The sequence below is a fragment of the Halolactibacillus alkaliphilus genome, assembly GCF_900115465.1.
GTDB lineage: Bacteria > Bacillota > Bacilli > Bacillales > Amphibacillaceae > Halolactibacillus > Halolactibacillus alkaliphilus.
Genome location: NZ_FOWN01000001.1, coordinates 115,912 through 136,948 on the forward strand (window position 1 = coordinate 115,912; position 21,037 = coordinate 136,948).

General features: G+C 35.9%; 18 protein-coding genes. 14 read left to right on the plus strand and 4 right to left on the minus strand.

The annotated features are described in order from the left end of the window. Window positions 1-43: 43 nt before the first annotated feature. Window positions 44-838 (plus strand): hypothetical protein, encoded by a 795-nt coding sequence (locus BM163_RS00485; protein ID WP_089799089.1) that lies wholly within the window; start codon window positions 44-46, stop codon window positions 836-838. Between the two features lie 389 nt (window positions 839-1,227). Here the strand turns inward: BM163_RS00485 and BM163_RS00490 are convergent, their stop codons facing one another. Beyond that, window positions 1,228-1,989, minus strand: coding sequence for an IclR family transcriptional regulator (locus BM163_RS00490; RefSeq protein ID WP_089799091.1), 762 nt, complete (start codon window positions 1,987-1,989; stop codon window positions 1,228-1,230). Window positions 1,990-2,477: 488 nt separating this feature from the next. Here BM163_RS00490 and BM163_RS00495 point away from each other — a divergent pair, with 488 nt between their 5' ends. The 13 genes from BM163_RS00495 to BM163_RS00555 all read left to right on the plus strand — a co-directional run bounded on the left by BM163_RS00495 (window position 2,478) and on the right by BM163_RS00555 (window position 18,928). Next, a complete protein-coding gene (locus tag BM163_RS00495; RefSeq protein WP_089799093.1) occupies window positions 2,478-3,851 on the plus strand; it encodes a hypothetical protein in 1,374 nt (457 codons plus the stop codon). A gap of 479 nt (window positions 3,852-4,330) precedes the next feature. Beyond that, window positions 4,331-5,062 carry a GntR family transcriptional regulator gene (locus BM163_RS00500; RefSeq protein WP_089799096.1) on the plus strand — a complete coding sequence of 244 codons (732 nt, stop codon included), beginning with the start codon at window positions 4,331-4,333 and terminating at the stop codon, window positions 5,060-5,062. Window positions 5,063-5,232: 170 nt separating this feature from the next. After that, on the plus strand, window positions 5,233-7,167 hold the full coding sequence (locus BM163_RS00505) for a heparinase II/III family protein (protein WP_170243593.1): 1,935 nt from the start codon (window positions 5,233-5,235) through the stop codon (window positions 7,165-7,167). Between the two features lie 13 nt (window positions 7,168-7,180). Then, entirely contained in the window at window positions 7,181-7,978 is a 798-nt protein-coding gene (locus tag BM163_RS00510; protein ID WP_089799099.1) for a hypothetical protein, read from the plus strand. Between the two features lie 367 nt (window positions 7,979-8,345). Further along, window positions 8,346-9,533, plus strand: a complete 1,188-nt coding sequence (locus BM163_RS00515) for a glycoside hydrolase family 88 protein (protein WP_089799101.1) — start codon at window positions 8,346-8,348, stop codon at window positions 9,531-9,533. 31 nt (window positions 9,534-9,564) lie between these two features. Further along, window positions 9,565-10,059: a PTS sugar transporter subunit IIB gene (locus BM163_RS00520; RefSeq protein WP_089799103.1), complete on the plus strand. Its 495-nt coding sequence runs from the start codon at window positions 9,565-9,567 to the stop codon at window positions 10,057-10,059. A gap of 18 nt (window positions 10,060-10,077) precedes the next feature. Beyond that, window positions 10,078-10,872 carry a PTS mannose/fructose/sorbose/N-acetylgalactosamine transporter subunit IIC gene (locus tag BM163_RS00525; protein ID WP_089799104.1) on the plus strand — a complete coding sequence of 265 codons (795 nt, stop codon included), beginning with the start codon at window positions 10,078-10,080 and terminating at the stop codon, window positions 10,870-10,872. Next, complete coding sequence (locus tag BM163_RS00530; protein ID WP_089799106.1) at window positions 10,862-11,674, plus strand: PTS system mannose/fructose/sorbose family transporter subunit IID; 813 nt, start codon at window positions 10,862-10,864, stop codon at window positions 11,672-11,674. The genes BM163_RS00525 and BM163_RS00530 overlap by 11 nt, the downstream gene beginning before the upstream one ends. Window positions 11,675-11,767: 93 nt before the next feature. Further along, window positions 11,768-12,211: a PTS sugar transporter subunit IIA gene (locus tag BM163_RS00535; RefSeq protein ID WP_089799108.1), complete on the plus strand. Its 444-nt coding sequence runs from the start codon at window positions 11,768-11,770 to the stop codon at window positions 12,209-12,211. A 219-nt stretch (window positions 12,212-12,430) separates the two neighbouring features. After that, window positions 12,431-15,799 (plus strand): polysaccharide lyase 8 family protein, encoded by a 3,369-nt coding sequence (locus tag BM163_RS00540; RefSeq protein WP_177200246.1) that lies wholly within the window; start codon window positions 12,431-12,433, stop codon window positions 15,797-15,799. A gap of 295 nt (window positions 15,800-16,094) precedes the next feature. Next, complete coding sequence (locus BM163_RS00545) at window positions 16,095-17,222, plus strand: NAD(P) transhydrogenase subunit alpha (RefSeq protein WP_089799112.1); 1,128 nt, start codon at window positions 16,095-16,097, stop codon at window positions 17,220-17,222. A 3-nt stretch (window positions 17,223-17,225) separates the two neighbouring features. Continuing rightward, window positions 17,226-17,528: an NAD(P) transhydrogenase subunit alpha part 2 gene (locus BM163_RS00550; RefSeq protein WP_089799114.1), complete on the plus strand. Its 303-nt coding sequence runs from the start codon at window positions 17,226-17,228 to the stop codon at window positions 17,526-17,528. After that, window positions 17,525-18,928 (plus strand): NAD(P)(+) transhydrogenase (Re/Si-specific) subunit beta, encoded by a 1,404-nt coding sequence (locus BM163_RS00555; RefSeq protein ID WP_089799116.1) that lies wholly within the window; start codon window positions 17,525-17,527, stop codon window positions 18,926-18,928. The genes BM163_RS00550 and BM163_RS00555 overlap by 4 nt, the downstream gene beginning before the upstream one ends. Before the next feature lie 50 nt (window positions 18,929-18,978). On the opposite strand, the gene BM163_RS00560 is transcribed toward BM163_RS00555, so the two are convergent. Genes BM163_RS00560 through BM163_RS00570 form a run of 3 tightly spaced genes read right to left on the minus strand, consistent with a single transcriptional unit; the run spans window position 18,979 to window position 21,030 of the window. Next, window positions 18,979-19,815, minus strand: a complete 837-nt coding sequence (locus tag BM163_RS00560; protein ID WP_089799118.1) for a DUF4097 family beta strand repeat-containing protein — start codon at window positions 19,813-19,815, stop codon at window positions 18,979-18,981. 4 nt (window positions 19,816-19,819) lie between these two features. Further along, a complete protein-coding gene (locus BM163_RS00565) occupies window positions 19,820-20,380 on the minus strand; it encodes a DUF1700 domain-containing protein (protein WP_089799120.1) in 561 nt (186 codons plus the stop codon). Window positions 20,381-20,394: 14 nt separating this feature from the next. Further along, on the minus strand, window positions 20,395-21,030 hold the full coding sequence (locus BM163_RS00570; protein WP_089799122.1) for a response regulator: 636 nt from the start codon (window positions 21,028-21,030) through the stop codon (window positions 20,395-20,397). Between the last annotated feature and the right edge of the window lie 7 nt (window positions 21,031-21,037).

Genomic DNA, 21,037 nt, shown 5'->3' on the forward strand with positions numbered 1-21,037 from the left:
AAGATCATGAAAGTAAATAAAGTTTAAAAGGTGGGAGTATAGTATGGATATAAAAATAGCTGTTATTAACAAACATAACAAAGTAAAGAAAGAGAAACTTCTCTCTAGGAGAGCGTATCTGGATTACATTGGCTCTTACGAAGAGGGAGATTGTATTCAAGTAACTACAGGAGAAAAGGGTCAATACCTTATTGTCCAATTGGACGAAGCGCTAAATCCTTCTTTGATTTATTTGAAAGATTACGTTTGGGAATATCATATTCCTCTGAGTAACAAGGCGAGAGAAGCGTATTCTCCTAAAGCCTTTTCGGGAAATAAGCATTATATATCCGTTCGAAAGGCTGAGGAGCATGAGATTTCACAATATCAAAACTTGGCCCTTAATCCACATGATCAACAAAACAATTCTGGTGCATATCCACATGCTAGTGCAAATGTCGAAACAAGAAATGATTCTACTTTCTTCGCTCGTAATGCAATAGACGGTGTAATTGCTAATACGGATCACGGTCCCTATCCTTATCAATCTTGGGGGATTAATCAACAAGCAGATGCATGTATAAAAATCGATTTTGGACGGTTGGTGATTATTGATAAAATCAGTCTAGTTTTAAGAGGTGATTATCCACACGATAGTTACTGGACGCATGCAACTATTTCTTTTTCGGATGGCTCTTCTGAATCTATAGGTTTAGAAAAACTATTAGAACCTCAGACGATAAATTTCCCACCTAAGAAAATTAAATGGTTAGAACTAAAGGAACTTATTAAGGCTGAGGACGAATCACCATTTCCAGCGTTAACACAAATTGAAGTTTTTGGTCATAACATTTCTTAATAAACAATCAAACCGCTATTCTCCAATGAGGATAGCGGTATTTATATATGATTTGATGAAAAAATTAAAATTTATGGTACCTGAATTAAAACTGTGTTGAAACGTATATACTGACGTAGGTCAAACCACACAAAAACACTTTTAGCTATTTGTAGTTATCAAACTATGGCTTTAATTTATTCGTTGTAATATCTTCATTCACTTTTAATTTCTTTAGTGTGAAAGGGGTAATCGTATAACTTGAGACTAACATGGTTTGTCGGATTAAAATTTAATTTCATATCTACAATAAATATGTTGCCTGCACGGGTATTATCTTAATTAGCTTTAGATTGTTTAAGTGAATGATGTGGGTTTTCAGAGACTCTTTGGATACTTTGAAATTATAGTTAGGTCAGCTCAGACAAAATCTGATTTTTACAATCAATAATATTGTTGATTAAATCTTTTAAGACGTCATCAGTTAATCTGTATTTAGGTAGACTCACGCTGATAGCACCATAGTTTTTACCCGAACCTGTTATACTACAACCAATACAAAAAACTTCGAGGTCATGCTCACCGTCATCAAATGCGAAGCCCTTGTTTCTAATTTTTGAAATCTCATTATAGAGCTGTTCTTTGGTTATAATGGTATTCTCAGTAAATTGAACAAACGTCGTATTATCTATATATGCTTCAATTTCTTCATCTGAAAATTCAGCAAGAATGGCTTTTCCCATCGCTGAGCAATACAGCGGAATCGTTTTACCTATTTCAGAGTATAGAGAAACAGGTTTTTTACTTTCAATTTTTGATATATAGATAATGTTATTAAGTTCATTGATACCTAGGTGTACAGTTTCTTCAGTCTTTTTTTGTAATAATTCTATATGTGGTTGAGCGAGTTGTTTAATACTTATTTGGTGAAGGCTCTTGTTTGCGTATTTAATTAAACGCGGACCTAAACTATATGTTTTTGTATCAGGATCTCTTTGCACATAGCCAATCAAAAGTAGTGTATTTAAAATTTTTAGTGCAGTAGAGTTAGTCAATTCCGTCTGTTTGGCTATTTCATTTAATCTCTTTGGTTGGTTTTGTCGCGATAAATATTCAAGTATATGATCGGCCTTTATCAATACACCGCCATATAGTTGCTTTGATTTAGTCATGTCCAAGCCCCCGTTTTTTTATAGTCTTTTTTATTAGTATAGCAAACATTTTCGACTTAATAATAGCTTTTTTATCATTTTAGAGCAGGAAGATACCTTCCTAAAACATTCACTTGAATGTTAGGTGGGGATAGTTCAATGATCGCTCAATCTTTGAAAGTAAACCGAGAGAATAAAATAAAAGGCACGATAGTTTTTTAAGGTCAAGTGTTTGTTATTATCTTTACACTGACTTTAAATAGAAAATATGCATATTCATCTTTACTTCTGTGCAGTTCCTAATCCCCTCTGTTTAATCCTGTAAGAAAGACATTGGCGCTCTATTTTTTCTTATTAGGAAAGTTTGTTTTTATATAGAAAAACTAACTTATATTATGTACAATGATAGAGGACCTAAGATACTTATGCAACAAGTACTAGTCATATAATATAACTATGTGAATGTATTTTTAACCAATCATTCCATAAAAATTCAGAAGGAGAGTAAAATGAAGCGAGTTTTTGTGTTTAAACATATGTATGTTTTTTATTCGTTTGTATTTATAGCGCATATTATAAATCTATTTTTAAATAGTGATAAGCTAAACTATATAGTAGGGTTATTGGCGATTTTAATGGTGATAGTATCTTATCCTAGTGCATCAAGGTTATTTAAGATATTAAGTGGTTTTTTTATGTTAATAGGTGGAGGTCTTTATTTGTCATCAGCAAGCTCAATCTTTGACTTACCCGCTATATTAACTAATAATATATCTTTACTTGCATTGTTAGCCATGTTACCTTGGATGAATAGCGTTGTTAGAAGTGGGCGATTTGATCGTAGTATCAACACATTAATAGGTATTAATGTTTCAGACCTAGGTAAACTTTATGTGCGAAGCTCTGCAATCACCCTAACATTAGCAGCTTTTCTTAACCTATCTGCAGCTACGATATCCCAGCAAGTCTTAAAAGAAAACTTAGCCCATGTTGATGATAAAATAAAAAAGTCTTTTATTAGTATGTCTACCTTACGAGGATTTTCCTTGGCACTCCTATGGAGCCCATTAGAAATATTACTAGCCACATCCATTGTTGTAACAGGTGTATCTTATGTAGCCATGTTACCTTGGTTATTGCTAATTGTCGCTAGTGTTTTTATAATAGATGCTACTTGGGGAAGGTTTCACTTCAAAAAACATTCATATAGTCCTAAAGATCACCTAAGACAAATGAACACGAACTATAAAAAAATAGCGAGGGACATACTGTCATTAGTAGCTGCACTGGTGCTTTTTTTAATACTGGTTATTATAATTGGAAATGTCTTTATTCATAATTTTTCACTTGTTGTGACGTTGATTATTTTTCCGTTTTCATATGCCTGGGCCGTAATAATGAAAAGAAGAAAATCATTTTTAGTAATAGGCTGGAATAATTGGAAAGATAAAACTAACGCAATGCAGAACTTTATTATATTATTTATCTCACTTTCTTTATTTTCGCACAGTATAGCTGAAGCAAGTATATTAGGTACTATTCAGCAACCCATGCTTACAGTGGCGCATTACCCGCTGGTTGTGTTTTTCGGCATACAATTAACGTTTATTTTTTTAAGTATGTTCGGCATTCATCCGATAGCAACAATAGGAATACTTGGTAGTGTGCTTACAACGTTACTGAGTGTATATAACCCTCTCAGTATAGCTATTGTATTAGTAACAAGTGCTGTGTCAACGTTAACCTTAGGCACATACGGGCTTGTGGTGACTTTAACGGCACTTAATCTGGAGCTTAACCCATACCGTATTACCTATAGTAATAGTGTATTTGCTCTTTTATACGGTAGTATGGGTTCGATCATTGCTTATCTACTTTTATAGTTTGATGGTGATACCTACATGTAAAGATGCAATACCTTTTCTGTTAGGTATTATAGATGGTAAACTCTAAGATGATTAAAGAAGTTAATTGCTCTTTGTAAGAAAAGAAAAATGACCAATACTAATATATTGGTCGTTTTTCAATTACTAGAAAGTGTTTAATCATATCTAGACAACCGTACTAAGGTTAGTTAAACTTAAAACACAGAAACTCTGATAAGGTGGAGCGGGCTTTAATAGTAATAAAGCTAAGTAATCAACTGTTACGACTTAACGCTAACCAATGAGAAGACAATGTTTTGTATGGCTATTAATCCCTATCCTACCTAAGGAGAAAGTATATACTCATATCGTTATGTAATCGGTGTTTTTATTATTGTTAGTGCAAAGAGGTATTACGAATATTAAAAAAAGTTTAAATGCTTTATAATGTTGTTAAATTAAGATGATAATCAGGTGAATGGAGGAGAGAATTAGCAATGGCAGCTAAATACGAAATTATTGAACAAGATATCAAGCAAAAGATAGTTGAAGGCGTTTTTTTACCTGGAGATAAGATATATTCAGAGGCTGATTTAAGAAGTAAGTATGAGGTAAGTAATACGACAGTTGTTAAAGCATTAAACAACCTAGTAAGTGAGGGCTACTTAATCCGAATACAGGGGAAAGGCACATATGTAAGAAGGAATATGGTCAAACGAAAAGTGTTGTTCAGTGAAAGTTTCCCGTCTGAAAAGATTAAAGATAAAAAGATTATTGAAAATACAGAGACAATTATTAAATATCCACTTACAAATGATGCACTAGCTAAAAAGTTAGGTGATCTTACGGGAAAAGAGCCCCTCATTCACATTACTCAAATAGCTTATATCAATGGAACACCGTGGAAAATACAGAATCGTTACTTATTAAATAAGTATGTGACAGATGAGGGAATAGAGAATATTAGGCAAGGAGGAAGTGTCACAAAGCAGCTACTTCAAGATACATCAGACTTACATGCGGATATATCTATAAATGTAACGAATATCGAGAAGGATGATGAAAAATTAGTGTTAATTCAAGATTATATAAAGGAGCACTACAAGGATATATTTAAAATAGCATATTTTGATATTGAAAAACTAACGAAGAATGCAGAAAATCAAATAGTAGAGTATACAAGAAGTTTTATTGATCCAGAGTATTATCACATTGATATTACGACATAAGTTCTATCAAAATTGAAGAAGTAGATCGATATTAGATAAAAGGTTTACAGCTTGGAGAAAATCTAGTAAGATTTACTGTAACAAGTTAACGTGTTAACGTTTTGAGTTTTAATGTGTGGTCTTATATACAATGGGTGCTTATCTTATTGATAGAAATGGAGTGTTTCATATTGAACCTAAGAAATCTTGAGGCGTACCAAAAGCAGTTTTTTGAAAATGAATGGGCTTATAATGTTAAGCAATTTAACAGAAGTGAGATTGAAGAAATTTTAACTAGAGCAAACTATCTTCTAGATGACAAAATTGTGTTTACGGATTCGTTTGATATGGAAGCTTGTCACACTCCCTATTCTTTTTCAGGTAATAAGTGGAATAGCTATCCTGAAAACGATCCTGAATGGACATTTATGTTAAGTAGGCAAGGGTTTATGGTTGACTTGGCTATTGCTTTTTCAATCACAAAAGATAACCAGTACTTTGAAAAATGGGAAAGTATTATATTTGGTTTTGTTGAAGAAAACGGAGAACCTAATGACTCAAATAAACTATCTTGGCGACCAATAGATGCCGGTATTAGATTAATGAATTGGATGAAAAGTTTAACGTATCTTTCTTTGGACAAAATATCAACACGTCTTTTAGAGGTGATGGATGAATCAATCCAAAAACACATATCATTTCTGCAGCGGTCGTATATTGATAAATACCGCTTAAGTAATTGGGGGGTTTTAGCCCTTAGTGGAATAGCTGTGTACGATCTGATATTTCCTGGAAAACTTACTGAGTCTGAACATAATTGGGTATGGTTTCACTTAACCCATCAACTTGAGTTGCAATTTTATTCAGATGGTGTGCACTGGGAAGTGAGCCCGCTGTATCATCATGAAGTTGTTGCGAATTTTTGCTATATATTACAAGTGTCAGAGTATTTGGATATCGTGTTACCTATCGACTTAAGGTCAGAATTAGCGTTGCCTATAAAAGCTGCTCATTATATGGCCGGCGCTGATGATTATTTAAGTCCATTAAATGATAGCGATTACGTAAACTTTGCATATGTTTATAATATTTATAGAGGAATGGGTTTTCTACCTAAAACGAGAAACAACCGTTGTGATTTATATTTAGGTCACAAGTACTCTCAGGATGAACCGTGTGATCAGGTAGAGCTACCGGCACTGTTTAAAGGCGAAAAGAGTGGTTTTAGCGTACTCAAAACTGAAGGGATATACTTTACTTTGTTTAATGGGTGGCATGGGAGTTCTCATGGGCATGCCTCAAACGGAAGCTTTACGTTAAATTATTTAAACCAAGAGATTATTTCTGATGGAGGTCGTTTCAGTTATACTGAGAGCCCTGTTAGACTAAGGCTTAAAACACCAGAAGCACATAATACGATTTTTGATGAGGGTGATCAGTCGACAATTATTAGTGATTCTTGGGGATATGAGCAACTACCGCAGCCTGTTTTCCAGCAAGCTGAAAAAAACGATCTAGGTTATTTGTTTTCAAATGCTTGGGTGTTAAATTCTAAGTATTCAAAACAAACGAGCTTTTATGCGAGAGATGTGGTCATACTTGAACAGTTCGGGGTTATACTCATTTATGACTCTTATCGAGGCAATGGAGAAGAACTTACAACGACTTTTAACTTTAACGAAGGCTGTCGTATAGAAGATAATGTAGGTAAACCATTAGCGTTTCATACATCATCATTTTCTGGTCGGCTTGTCCTACCAAATCAAACCTATTGGTTGAGAGAACAACAGCGCTCAAACGTATATAATCAGTTAAGTGCACATACGCAAGTTGTTAGTAAGTCGAAAGTGATAAATGGTCAAGTAAATAACCTAACCATGATTTCCCTGCACGACCACATTAGATTTGAAAAGTTAGATGTGAAACAAAACGGATCTGAAACAGAAACGTATTTCGATGGCACAGGTATTAGAGTTCTGGGAGAATCAACAAAATATTTAGATGTTTATTTTATATTTAACGACGTAGTAAAAGGTAACAAGTTATTTAAAACGGAAAATAATCAATTCTTCTACGGTAAAATAACAGCTTTCGATGAAAACAATAATAGGATTAAATTAAAATAAGTGAGGGATAAAGATGATTACAATTAAATTAGAAAATGAGTTAGGCGATATTTTAGAAGAAAGATCTAACGACAATGATACCTATCTTGCGCTAAAGCGTAGAGAGTATCAGCAGGGAGAGAAAATAGTTATTGAAACAGATAATCCGGGTAGATTTGTGTGGGTTAAATTAGACGCAGCAATACCTAAAAGTTTAGTTTTATTAAAAACTACGCGCTGGGAATACCCTGTTATTTTAGAAGAGAATTTAAAAAAGGCTTATTCGCCAAATGTTTTCTCAGGAGATAGACACTACCTTACAGCGACTTATGCTACTGAAAAAGAAATTTTTGAATATAGGAATCTGGCATTGAATGCACATGACCAAAAAAATGATACAGGTGCTTATCCACATGCCTTCGCAAATGTTGAAACAAGAGATGATGCCACATTCTTCGCTCGGAACGCGATTGATGGAATGATAGCAAATGAAGACCATGGGTCATATCCGTATCAATCATGGGGGATTAATCGCCAGGAAGATGCTGAAATCACGATTGATTTTGGAAAAGACGTGATGGTAGATAAAATTGCGCTTGTTTTACGTGGAGATTATCCTCACGATAGTTACTGGACACATGTTACGTTAGAATTTGATGATGGCACACAATTACTTTTACAAACAACTAACGCTATGGGAAGACAATTTTTCGAGTTAGATAGCAGGCTGACGTCTAAAGTTACTTTGAAAAACCTAATAAAAAATGATGACGAATCCCCATTCCCAGCACTTACTGAGATGGAAGTGTATGGTCATCACATTAAGTATTAGAATCAAGTGGGGGGATGTTCATTTAAGTAGTTCAGGTTGGCTTAAATGAGTAATTCATCTGAGTCTAATTGAATAATAACCAAAATCACACGTTATTAATAGCCACGGAGTAGCTCTGCTACTCCGTTTTTTGATGTCTGATGGGTATCGGCTTGTTATTTGCTTGTGAAGTTTAGGTGCGTATTTGACAGTAGGTAATCATTAGAAAATGATAAGATTTCTTTGAGTTAAAAGAGGGGAAATATTCATTCTAACCAAGCAGATGAATTTTTTTAAAAAACTTATAAAGAATGCGTTTACAAATAAAGAAAAATGAAGTATTATAATGATAACCGGTTAACACGTTAAGTAAGGAAGGGATGTTTTTATGAAAAAAATTGAAAAGGAATCACTTTTATCAAGTGAAAGATTTCTGTCGAATGGTTTATTGACAGAGAAGAAAATTGATGAAGCTATTGAGCAAGCCATACAAAAAGTTGATCAAAACATTTTGAAGTTAGGGAACTTGTTTCCAGCACCAGCAACAAGCAACCAGAGCTACCAGTCAATGAAAAATGATGAGTGGACAAATGGTTTCTGGACGGGTGTTTTATGGTTGAGTTATGAGGCGACAGGAGATAACAAATATAAGGAATTAGCTGAAAAACATGTAGATAGCTTCCATCAACGTTTAATTGATGATGTACATCTAGATCATCATGATCTTGGATTCTTATATGTTCCTTCTTGTGTAAGCGCTTATAAACTAACGGGTAATGAAAAAGCAAAAGAAGCAGCGTTGTGGGCTGCGGATAAATTAATTAGTCGATATCAAGAAAAGGGCGAATTCATTCAAGCTTGGGGTGAACTAGGGGCTAAGGATAACTATCGCTTAATTGTAGACTGCCTTCTTAACATTCCATTATTATACTGGGCTACAGAAGAAACAGGTAAACAACACTATCGTGAAATGGCAGAGAAGCACTATACATCAACGATTCACTATGCGATTAGAGACGATGCATCTGCGTTCCATACATTCTACTTCGACCCGGAAACAGGCGAACCTCTCGAAGGGAAAACAAGACAAGGTTTTTCTGATGATTCTAGTTGGGCACGCGGACAAAGTTGGTTAGTATATGGTATAGCTTTAAACCATTTTTATAACGAGCAACCTGCTAATATTAATTTATTTGAAGCTGTAACGAACTATTATTTAAACCGATTACCAGAAGATTTTATCAGCTATTGGGATTTGATTTTCACAGATGGATCTAATCAATCACGTGACTCATCAGCCACAGCTATCGCTATTTGTGGTATGAATTTAATGGATGATTATTTACCAGAATCAAATAGCCATAAACTTATTTACAAATATGCTCAGCATGCTATGATGGAAAGTCTAATAGACAATTATACAGATCAAAAAACGGATGGTATTTCAGCACTTATTAATTCAGGGGTATATTCATGGCACTCTGGAAAAGGCGTTGATGAAGGTAATATCTGGGGAGATTATTTCTACTTAGAGGCTTTAGTAAGATTTAAAAAGAAATGGAAAATGTATTGGTAATAATTACACGAAAATATAGAGGAGGATTAACATGCCTAAACCGTCACTAAAAATGGTTCGTATCGATGAAAGACTGATTCATGGACAAGGTCAAATGTGGATTAAATCACTGGGTGTTAATTTATGTGTTGTTGCAAACGATGAAGCTGCAAATGATCCTATTCAGCAATCACTGATGAAATCTGTTGTTCAAGATGTTGGCATGCGTTTTTTCACTATTGATAAAACAATTGAAATTATCCATCGCGCAGCACCAACACAACATATCTTTTTAGTTGTAAAAACCGCAGAAGATGCTCTTAAGTTAATACAGGGTGGAGTACCGATTGAGAAATTGAATGTGGGTAATATTCATCATGCTGAAGGTAAAACCAAAATTTCGAATTATATTTATGTTGGTGATGAAGATATCGCCGCTTTAAAGGAAATAACAGAAAAATACAATGTAACACTAGACACAAGGACATCGCCTATGGCGCCAGATGTTGATGCGTTAGAAAAATTAATGGCAGCATTAAAAAAATAGTATGAAGGAGGAGATCTTATGGAAATAACATTAGTACAAGCGTTACTTATTGCTTTAATGGCAGGGGCGTGCTTCGCTGGAACTTTATTGGGTATTTTCACAAACCGAGTTATTGTTCTTTCATTTTTTGTCGGACTTATTCTAGGTGATGTACAAACAGGTTTAATGATGGGGGCTATCGGAGAACTAGCCTTTATGGGCTTTGGTGTTGGTGCAGGTGGTACGGTACCACCAAACCCATTAGGACCTGGTATTGTAGGAACTATTATGGCTATTACACTTAGAAATGAAGGTGTAACGCCAGAAGTTGCTTTAGCGCTATCATATCCTTTTGCAGTACTGTTTCAAATTACGCAAACAGCCATTTATACAGTATTTGCTGGAGCACCAGAAGCTGCTAAAAAAGCTATTGAAGCAGGAAATTATAAGAAATTCAGATTTTATGCAAACGGAACGATTATTGGGTTTTTCATAACTGGCTTTGTTATCGCTCTATTATCAGCACTTAGCATGGAACCATTACGTATCTTTGTAGACATGATTCCTCAAGCAATTATTACTGCTTTAAGTGTAGCGGGTGGTTTATTACCAGCTATTGGTTTCGCTATGATCCTATCAGTAATGGTGAAAAAAGATGTTATTCCATACGTTCTTTTAGGATATGTTGCAATCGCTTACCTTGAATTACCGGTAATGGCTGTGGCTATCGTTGGGTTAATCTTTGCTTTAATTGATTATTATAACCGTGAAAAGAACGAAGGAATGTTTGGCGGTCAATCAAATAGTGTAGAGGGGGATGAATATGGAATCTAGAACACATAATTTATCAAAAAAAGACTATGTTGTAGCAACTTTACGTTCGTATTTTTTGCAAAATGGATTTAACTATACAAACTATCAAGGTACAGGGTATGCCAATGTTATCTTTCCTGGATTAAAAAAGATTTATAAAGATAAGCCAGAGGAATTAAAAAAAGCAACGACAGAAAACATTGAATTCTATAACGTTAACCCACAAACAGTACCGTTTGTTACGAGTTTACAATTGGCAATGTTAGATCACGGTGAGGACCCAAGTCAGATTCGTGGTATTAAAATGGCATTAATGGGTCCTTTAGCGGGTATTGGTGACGCTATTTCACAGTTTGGTATTGCACCACTTTTCTCTACTATTTTTGCAAGTATGGCTATGAGTGGAATTACTGCCGCACCATTACTATTTCTATTTGCAATGATTGGTACTAACCTCTTCATCAAATCAGGTTTAGGCTATTTAGGATATAAAATGGGGACAAGTGCCATTGATATTTTGAGTGAAAAGATTAACCAAATTTCTCGTGCTGCAAATATCGTAGGTGTCACAGTTATTTCTGGTTTGGCCGTAAACTTTGTTAGGGTGAATTTGGCGCTTGAATATGCTACTACTATTGATGGTGAAGAACAAGTTGTAGCTTTTCAAACAGTATTAGATCAAATTTTGCCTCGTTTATTACCAGCAGTAGTGACGATTATTGCGTTTTACTTGATTAAAAAACGTAATTGGAACGTATATAAGTTACTAGCATTATTAATTATCTCAGGAATTGTACTTTCTTTATTAGGTGTTTTAGTCTAGTAAAGAGTGTTTGATGAAAATAAGTTTCCATAGCATGTTTTTGATGTTAAGGAAACTTATTTCTTTTTAAATGACAGGTATGGGGGAGTAAAAATGATTGGAATTATAATAACAGGTCACGGTGAATTTTCATTAGGTTTAAGAAGTTCGGCAAAAATGATTGTAGGAAAACAGATTGGCCTAGAAGCAGTGCCCTTTTTAGAGGGTGAGTCATCTAGCGAATTACAAAAGAAGCTAACTTCTAAAATTGCGGAAATGCGCGATGAATATGAAGGTGTTATTGTTCTTGCAGATTTAACGGGTGGTACACCTTATAAAGAATCTGCGGTTATTGCTAATGAATATAGCAATGTTAAAGTTATTGGTGGCACAAATTTATCTATGGTACTCGAACTATCTATGTTAAGAATGATGGAAAATGATGCAGATAAATTAACCCATCAAACGTTAACGTCTGGCAAGGATGCCATTCAATTATTTGAATGCGTTAAAATAGAAGATAGCAATAGTTCAGCTGAGGATAGTGAAGGTATATAATTTTTACTACGCCTCATCTTTTACCAGAGAAAGAGTGTCGTATTCAAAGTATTAATTTTCTAAGATTACCTTATAACTGAACATGTAGATGTTGTTATAAGGTTTTTATTTCGCTTAAATTAAAGCGCTTACTTTTATGTTGATATGTCATGTTTTTTTTAAAAGGAGAAAAAGATGAAAAAAAATCCATTTAGAAAAGTTATTTTAGACGCAATGAAAATGATAACGGCATCAGTAGTGATAGTTACTTCTATAATACCGACCTATTATGTCACAGCAGCAGAATTAAATGAAGATCGCTTACAAGCACCATCGGTAGAGAATATACATAATAGTAATCAAGATGAGCTTAAAAATCTAATTGTAAACGGAGATTTTACAGACACGCAGTTAATGGAAAAACCATGGACAGGCGATATTCCCAAGTCTTGGGGACTATGGATTCCTAACAATATTGAGACAACTGATTATACAGCGAAAGTGAATGAAAATCAGGAACTTGTACTATCTAGTTTGACTGATGAATTTAGAGCGGCAGTCAATCAGAGATTTGACATTATTGGAGGAGAACAGTATAAACTATCCTTTAATATCAAAACAGAAGATAAAGTTGGTTTAGCTAGAGTTCGAATTAACGAGAGAAATGGAAATGATCAAGTAAATCTGTGGTTTTCAAGAAATTTTTCAGGCACCGCAGACTGGCAAACTGTTATCCAAGAGTTTGAACCGCATGAACATACGGATAACATTACGGTAGAATTGTTTTTTGAAACAGGTAAGGGTACGGTATACTTTGATGACATAAAGTTGATTCCCTCTATTAAAGAAGAGGAGGTCATTCCATTAGAGGAAGAGATCATTTTAAATGACTCAAGTATTTATATAACGAATATTGACAGTTATAACTACGATATTAAGGATCAATCTATCGCTATAAATAAAGAGGGATTGATTTATCCCTTAGTAAAAGGCGAGACGCAAGTAAGTATTTATGATGAAAATAATGTATTGATAAAAGAAATACCATTAACTGTGATACCTTATCAAGCATCTACGTATGATGAGATGATAAAGGAATGGAATGATATTATTGCGGGTAATGATTACTATGATGATTCAAATGTGGTAATGAATAAGCAAAATACCCAACTGGATAAGGCTGTGGAGTCTATACTGTCTGAATATTTAGCGCACATAGATAACGAGAACTATCTATGGTCAGATATAACGGATTACCGGGTATCGGCTAACTTAACAGCGTCCTATCGCAGAATCGAATCAGTTGCGAAACAAGTAACTCAGAGTGAATCTAAATACTATCAAGATCCAGTTGCTGCAAGAATGGTTAAAGATACTTTAAATTGGCTGTATGCTAATGTATATAATGAAGAGTCGTATATTATTGGTAACTGGTGGGACTATGAGATTGGCGTTCCAAGAGCCATTAATAATACATTAACCCTGATGAATAATTATTTTTCTCATGAAGAAGTATTAAAATACACAGCTCCCATCAGTAAATTTGTTCCAGATCCATACTATTTTAGGGTAACAACGGGAAATCCGTTTAAAGCTTTGGGTGGGAATTTGATTGACATGGGTCGAGTTAAAATAATTTCAGGTGCTCTTAGAGAAGATGATGCTATAATCACTGACGCAATTTTATCATTAAGACAAGCCTTGGAATACGCATCTCCAGGGGGAGAAGGTTTTTTTAGAGATGGATCTTACATTGATCATGTTAATGTAGCGCTAACGGGCGCATACGGTAATGTAATGATTGATGGTTTGTCGCAACTATTACCAGTAGTGTTAAAGACGGATATTTTAGTAGAAGAAGATTTGAATATATTGTATGATTTTATTGATCGAGCTTTTTTACCTTTAATGTATAAAGGACAAATGATGGATATGACGCGAGGACGCTCAATTAGTCGTCAAAACCTTCAAAGTCACGCAGCAGGTGGAGAGGTTATTAGAGGAATCATGCGAGTTGCGGATGTTTCAAATGTCGATCATCGTGATAAATTAACGGCAATCGTTAAAACTATAGTTACTCAAAATACGTACTATAATATTTTTGATAATTTACATTCATATAAAGATATTGCTATGATGGAAGCTTTATTGAATGATACATCCGTGTCTTCTATAGAAAGAGAAACCGAGTTATCGATATTTAATGAAATGGATAAAGTTGTTTATCGAAATGAAAGCAGTGATTTTGCCTTTGGTATAAGCATGTATTCAAATACTACACAAAATTATGAATATATGAATAAAGAGAATGCGAGAGGCTGGCATACTGCTGACGGCGCGGTATACTACTACAATGACGATTTAAGTCATTACAGTGATAATTATTGGCCAACAGTTAATGCGTATCATCTTCCTGGTACGACAACAATAATGAAGGAACGCGAAGATGGATCAGGTATGGTGACGCTACCAAGTGATTTTGTAGGTGGAACTAAACTTGATGATTACGCAGCTTCAGTTGCCATGGACTTTACTAATTGGAATGAAACGTTAACTGCAAAGAAATCTTGGTTTATTTTTGGAGAAAAAGTCGTGTTTCTAGGTTCAGGTATTAACCAAACAACAGATAGTTTCGCTGTAACGACGATAGAAAATCGAAAGCTAAATCAAGACGAAACGTATGAACTATTTGTTAATGGTGATATAAAAAACTTTAACTTTGAACAGTCAGAGTTAGAAGCAGTAAATTCTATTCTCTTAAGTAACCCGAGTAACTCTAAAATGAATATTGGCTATGTATTCCTAGAGGAAACTGATTTAAAGCTTAGTCATGAAACAAGATCAGGATCATGGCAAGATATTAATGCGGCACAGTCAGATACCGTCTATTCGAATGAGTTTTTGATGTTTTACCAGGAACATAAGCGTAGCAATGACGCCTATGCTTACGTCATGTATCCAAATATCACAAATAGCCAGTTGCAGGTGACGGTAGAAAATAATTCTATAGAAATTTTGCGGAATGATGAAACCATTCAAGCTGTATACGACCATGATGCGAAACAATGGGGAATCGTCTTATATGAAGATGTACCGTTTTCTATAGATGATGACTTCACATTTAATAAAAAGGGTATATATTCAATGAAATTAAAATACGATCATTACATTGTCTCGTATTACGATCCAACAGATCAAGCGTTAGGAAGTAGCGTTGATTTAGAAATCGATAGTCTGCATGGGTATGATATTGTTAAAGTGTCTACAGAGAGTGACAGAAGTACGATTGTGCAGGTACCGATTCTAGGAGACGCTAACTCTAATGAGACAATACCTGATGTAGAAGATAACCAAAGTGAAGATGATGAAAGTTTAGAAAATGACAATCAAGAAAAAGAGTCAGATGGAATAAAGGAGGAAGGAAACACTACTTTAAACAATGGTAGTTCCGCTAATGATAGTAACGCAAATGATTTTGAAAAAGAAATAGCTAATAATAAGACTTTACCTCTTACTGCTACCCACACACTTAACCTAATATTTCTGGGGGCGTTAGCATTATCTTTGGGGAGCGTGTTAATGTTATATAAAAAAAAGGTAAGAAAGTAAATATGAAGTTTTTCAATTGATGTAATGATGCTATGTGTGAATTAAAAAAAAGGAAATTTAATAATAATGGAAGTGCCCTATCAAAAATGATAGGGCACTTCTTTTGGCTCTAGTGGTTGACTTTCATAAAATTTGCTCATTTGTTCACATTTTTAATTCGTTACTACATTGACACGCTATCTAATCAATGATAAATTTACATGTAATTGACTGAAAATTCTGTCTGACTTTTACTTAAATGTTTAAAAAGTAGATTAATTGACTTCAGAATCATTAACGGAAAGGAAAAGAGCCCATGAAAATTGTAGCATTAAAAGAAAGTAACGAACCACGTGTTGCTTTAGTGCCAGATGCGGTAAAAAAGCTGTGTCAATTAGAAGGTATTGAAGTGGCTGTTGAGTGCCAACTTTCATCAATGATGACAGATGAAGCATTTGAAGCGGCTGGCGCACAGTTAGAAGAAAAGAGAGAACATCTCCTTGCTTCTGGAGATATCTTCTTATCGGTGAATGCACCTTTAATAGAGGATATTAAGCAAATGAAACGAGGATCACTATGTATTAGCTTTTTAGATCCTTACAATGATAAAGAACGTATAAAAACCTTTGTTGCACAAGGTGTGAATGCCATTAGTATGGAAATGTTGCCAAGAACAACACTAGCACAAAAGATGGATGCGATCAGCTCACAAGCATCCCTTGCAGGGTACGTCGCTGTCGTGTTAGGTGCGAATAAATTAGACCGGATTTTCCCAATGATGATGACCCCGTCTGGTACAATTCCACCGGCAAAAGTATTTGTCATTGGTGCAGGCGTTGCCGGTCTTCAAGCTATTGCTACAGCAAAGCGACTTGGTGCACGCGTTGAAGCATTTGATACAAGACCTGTTGTTGAAGAACAAGTCACCTCACTTGGGGCAAAGTTTGTCAAAGTAGACCTTGGTGAGACGGGCCAAAATAAAGATGGTTATGCGAATGCCTTAACAGAAGAACAATTAAAAATCCAACAACAAGCAATGGCTAAAAGTTGTGCGAATGCAGATTTAGTCATAACGACAGCCAAATTATTCGGCCGTAAAGCACCTGTTATTGTAACTAAAGATATCTTAAAACAAATGCGTAATGGAGCAGTCATTATTGATTTGGCTGCTGGTTGTGGCGGTAATGTAGAGGGAACGGTTATTGATGAGACAGTGACAGTTGAGGGTGTAGATATTGTTGGGATGGATAACTTGCCAGGTGAAGTCGCGTTTGATGCATCAAGTATGTATGCGAGTAACTTGTATCACCTCATTTCACACTTTTATAATAAAGAAACACAAAATATTTCACTAGATCAATCAGATGAAATTATGAATGGCTGTCTCGTCACTAAAGATGGTCAAGTAGTAAACGAACGACTAACAGAAATTTATGGAGGGTAACTTATGGGTATGATGCTCGTGTTTGTCTTAATATTAGCTTCGTTTTTAGGTTTTGAACTTATCTCTAAAGTACCAGCGCAACTGCATACACCCCTAATGTCAGGGTCTAATGCGATTTCGGGAATCACAGTAGTAGGGGCTATTCTTAGTCTTTCAGGCGCCTTTGTTATCGAAGGTGAAGTCATGACGATTATCCTCGGAACGTTATCTGTATTTTTTGCGACGATAAATGTTGTCGGTGGTTATATGGTGACAGATCGTATGTTGTCTATGTTTAATACAGGTAAGAAAGGGGACCAATCATGATGAATGAAACAGTAATAAATGGTTTATATATTGTTTCGGCGATTTTCTTTGTCTTTGGTCTGAAGATGTTAGGAAAGGCTGAACAGGCGAGAAAAGGAAACCTCATCTCAGCAATTGGGATGTTGATCGCGATTGTGACAGCACTTATTAGTCAAAGTGTTTTAGAGTGGCAGTGGATTGCTGTTGGTATGATCGCTGGTTCGATTGTTGGCGCATTAGCTGCTAGACTGGTTGCCATGACCGCGATGCCAGAAATGGTGGCCTTATTTAATGGTTTTGGTGGTGCAGCGAGTTTACTCGTTGGATGGTCAGAGTATCACCGCTATACGGTAACGAATACGTATATGGAAGCGAATGTCCTGTCTTTATTGATTATCATTTTAACGATCGTTATCGGTGGTGCGACTTTTACAGGTTCGATTGTAGCTTGGGGTAAGTTATCAGAGAAGATACCAAGTAAGGCGATTCAATACCCTGGTCAGCAATTTGTGAATGTACTAATCGCTGCGTCATTGATCGGTGCAGCCATGTTATTTGGTCCTTTACGTGAATCACTAAATGTAGATTCATATATTTTAGTTATAGTAACCATTGTTATTGCGTGCATTTTGGGAATCACATTTGTTATCCCTATTGGTGGCGGTGATATGCCGGTCGTTATTTCCTTGCTGAATTCCTTTAGTGGAATGGCCGCGTGTGCTGCTGGTTTTGTTATTTCAAACAACGTGTTAATTGTTGCAGGTGCTCTCGTCGGATCCAGTGGGATTATTCTGACGAATATTATGTGTAAGTCAATGAACCGTAAGTTAACGAATGTTTTGTTTAGTGGGTTTGGCGCAACTAAAGCGAGTACTGGTGGTGGTTTTCAAGGTGAAGCCAAGCCGGTCTCTGTTGAAGATGCTTATCTTATGTTAGAAGCTGCCAGTAATGTGTTAGTTGTACCAGGCTATGGAATGGCTGTAGCACAGGCGCAACATGCTATTCAAGAATTAGCAGCGCAGCTAGAAGAAAATGGAGCGGAAGTTAACTTTGCTGTCCATCCAGTGGCAGGGCGGATGCCGGGGCATATGAACGTGTTACTCGCAGAAGCTAATGTGCCATATGAACAGTTAAAAGAAATGGAAGATGTTAATCCAACAATTGAAAATGTTGATATTGTTATTGTTATTGGCGCAAATGATGTGGTCAATCCTGCCGCTAGAACAGATGAAACATCGCCAATCTATGGTATGCCTATTATTGATGTTGATAAAGCAAGAACGGTTATTGTCATGAAACGGTCGATGAACCCAGGATTTGCTGGTATTGATAACCCATTATTCTTTAATGACAATACGCGAATGCTGTTTGGAGATGCGAAAAAATCAACACAGGGTCTTGTGGCTGAATTTAAAGGTTAATGATAAAAGGTAAAAGCGTACTTTCCTCATTCAGAAGAAAGCACGCTTTTTCATTGTTTTTCAACAAGTATTTGGCCAACATTTACGTTAGCCTCTACTTTAACACCATCTTTTCCTACTGATTTGTTCCATTCGCTATTTGTATCTAAATCAGCATCACCAAACCCTTTTGTCCGTATATTACCGAGGTCAACACGAAAGTCGGCATCATAGGCATCTGTGAATTCCGTGAATGCCAGTGCAATAGCGCCAAGATTTACTTCAGCGTTTATATACTCTCGCGTCTCAAGTAATGAAAGGTCAATATTTCCAACGTTTACGTTAGCCGTCCAATTTCCCGCCCCTTGAGAGACATAAATTTGACCGACGTTTACTTCAACATCCGCTTCGTCGGTGACAATATTGGTTAGTGATACCTTTCCGACATGATTGTGTACATCTAAGCGCGACATCCTCACGTCATTTACTGTTACATCTCCGACATGAAGACGAATCACCATACTGTTATATATATTATCTGGCAATGACAGCGTGATATGTGGCTGTTTTTGGACATTTAATACAACTCTTCTCCAACCTACAGGTAATTGGTTAAAGGTGAGCTTCAGAAAGTGATCATCACTTAATGTCATATTTAGCTGCGCTTTTGCTGTTTCGTTAACTGAAACATAGATGGCATCATCAGGACTTGGCTGAATGTTAATCGATCCAACATTGGCATCAATAGAAATATCCGTAACAGATGATGTGATTATTTCTTTATCAATGAGCTGTTCCTCCATTGTAGATGAACTATCGGTAAGGTTTGTAAAAGGTATGCCGAAGAAAATAAGACCGATTACCCCTGCTCCCAAAAGTATAATCCCAAGACTTATAGTTAAGCGCATGATATCACCCCTTTACCCACTGAGTTATGACGTGAATATACTTTTTTGTTAAGTAGATGGTGCCTTTTGATAACTGATACCAAAGAGATGAAGCAATAAGTGCAGCGCCAGTAATAACAGCTATAAGAGAGCCTTCTGATAATAATTCAACAGGACTTCGCCAAAATAAGGATGCTAGCCAAATAACGGGACTAAATAAACTTGTCACAATAAGGGCCCATCCTCCAAATAAAAAGCCATAAAAACCGATGACCGGCCCAATGATAAACAGCACATTAAGGATAATCACAACGATGAGACGGCCCATATGGGTTGTTTGACGAGGGGAATCATAAACGGAATCCCTAAATGGCGCCTCTTGATGGGCCTCTTGTACTGGCATGCTATAATGAGAGGCGATCTGGTCTGGCGGTCCAAACTCTAAAATTAATGTTTGGTCATCCTTACCCTCAAGCGCGCCAATTTTAAATCGGTCTTCGATATTTTCTAAAATCAGTTGTTGCTCATGCATTGGTAAAGAGCGTATATAGTACTGTAACTCTTTTAGATAACTTTTTTTATCCATGACGTCGCTCTCCTTTATGATTTGATGAGATGGTGTTCATGGGCATAAATCGCTGCTTGTGTGCGGTCGTTAACCATTAGCTTACTCAGTATATTACTGACATGAACTTTGGTTGTCTTTAAAGCAATGACGAGCTCATCAGCAATCTCTTGATTTGTTTTTCCAGCTGCGATCAACAGTAATACTTCTTTTTCCCGAGCGGTTAGGCTCTCATGTGGTAATGCTTCTTGTTTGTTTCGCATCTTTAGTAGTACTTTACTCGTGACTTCTGCTTCAAAAAAAGATTCACCGGCATAGGTTCGGCGGATGGCTTCTGCCATGTCACTTGCCTTGGTCGTTTTTAATACATAGCTTGTTGCCCCCGCTTCTAAGGCAGGATAGACCTTATCATCATCAATGAAACTTGTCATCATCAGGACCTTAGCTTCTGGCCACTGTTTAATAATCTCGCGTGTTGCTTCAATTCCGTCCATATCATCCATCACAATATCCATTAATATAATGTCAGGCTTTAAGTCTAAGGCTAACGTCACACCTTCTCGTCCATTCCCTGCTTCTGCAATCACATCAATATCTGATTGTGTAGAAAGATATGTACAGACACCGAGGCGCACCATCTCATGATCATCTACTAATAATACGGAAATCATCGTTATC

Bases quoted from the DNA above. Each gene is read 5' to 3' on its own strand.
- BM163_RS00485 (WP_089799089.1), top strand. From the start codon at position 44: ATGGATATAAAAATAGCTGTTATTAACAAACATAACAAAGTAAAGAAA.
- BM163_RS00490 (WP_089799091.1), bottom strand. From the start codon at position 1,989: ATGACTAAATCAAAGCAACTATATGGCGGTGTATTGATAAAGGCCGAT.
- BM163_RS00495 (WP_089799093.1), top strand. From the start codon at position 2,478: ATGAAGCGAGTTTTTGTGTTTAAACATATGTATGTTTTTTATTCGTTT.
- BM163_RS00500 (WP_089799096.1), top strand. From the start codon at position 4,331: ATGGCAGCTAAATACGAAATTATTGAACAAGATATCAAGCAAAAGATA.
- BM163_RS00510 (WP_089799099.1), top strand. From the start codon at position 7,181: ATGATTACAATTAAATTAGAAAATGAGTTAGGCGATATTTTAGAAGAA.
- BM163_RS00515 (WP_089799101.1), top strand. From the start codon at position 8,346: ATGAAAAAAATTGAAAAGGAATCACTTTTATCAAGTGAAAGATTTCTG.
- BM163_RS00520 (WP_089799103.1), top strand. From the start codon at position 9,565: ATGCCTAAACCGTCACTAAAAATGGTTCGTATCGATGAAAGACTGATT.
- BM163_RS00525 (WP_089799104.1), top strand. From the start codon at position 10,078: ATGGAAATAACATTAGTACAAGCGTTACTTATTGCTTTAATGGCAGGG.
- BM163_RS00530 (WP_089799106.1), top strand. From the start codon at position 10,862: ATGGAATCTAGAACACATAATTTATCAAAAAAAGACTATGTTGTAGCA.
- BM163_RS00535 (WP_089799108.1), top strand. From the start codon at position 11,768: ATGATTGGAATTATAATAACAGGTCACGGTGAATTTTCATTAGGTTTA.
- BM163_RS00540 (WP_177200246.1), top strand. From the start codon at position 12,431: ATGATAACGGCATCAGTAGTGATAGTTACTTCTATAATACCGACCTAT.
- BM163_RS00545 (WP_089799112.1), top strand. From the start codon at position 16,095: ATGAAAATTGTAGCATTAAAAGAAAGTAACGAACCACGTGTTGCTTTA.
- BM163_RS00550 (WP_089799114.1), top strand. From the start codon at position 17,226: ATGGGTATGATGCTCGTGTTTGTCTTAATATTAGCTTCGTTTTTAGGT.
- BM163_RS00555 (WP_089799116.1), top strand. From the start codon at position 17,525: ATGATGAATGAAACAGTAATAAATGGTTTATATATTGTTTCGGCGATT.
- BM163_RS00560 (WP_089799118.1), bottom strand. From the start codon at position 19,815: ATGCGCTTAACTATAAGTCTTGGGATTATACTTTTGGGAGCAGGGGTA.
- BM163_RS00565 (WP_089799120.1), bottom strand. From the start codon at position 20,380: ATGGATAAAAAAAGTTATCTAAAAGAGTTACAGTACTATATACGCTCT.
- BM163_RS00570 (WP_089799122.1), bottom strand. From the start codon at position 21,030: ATGATTTCCGTATTATTAGTAGATGATCATGAGATGGTGCGCCTCGGT.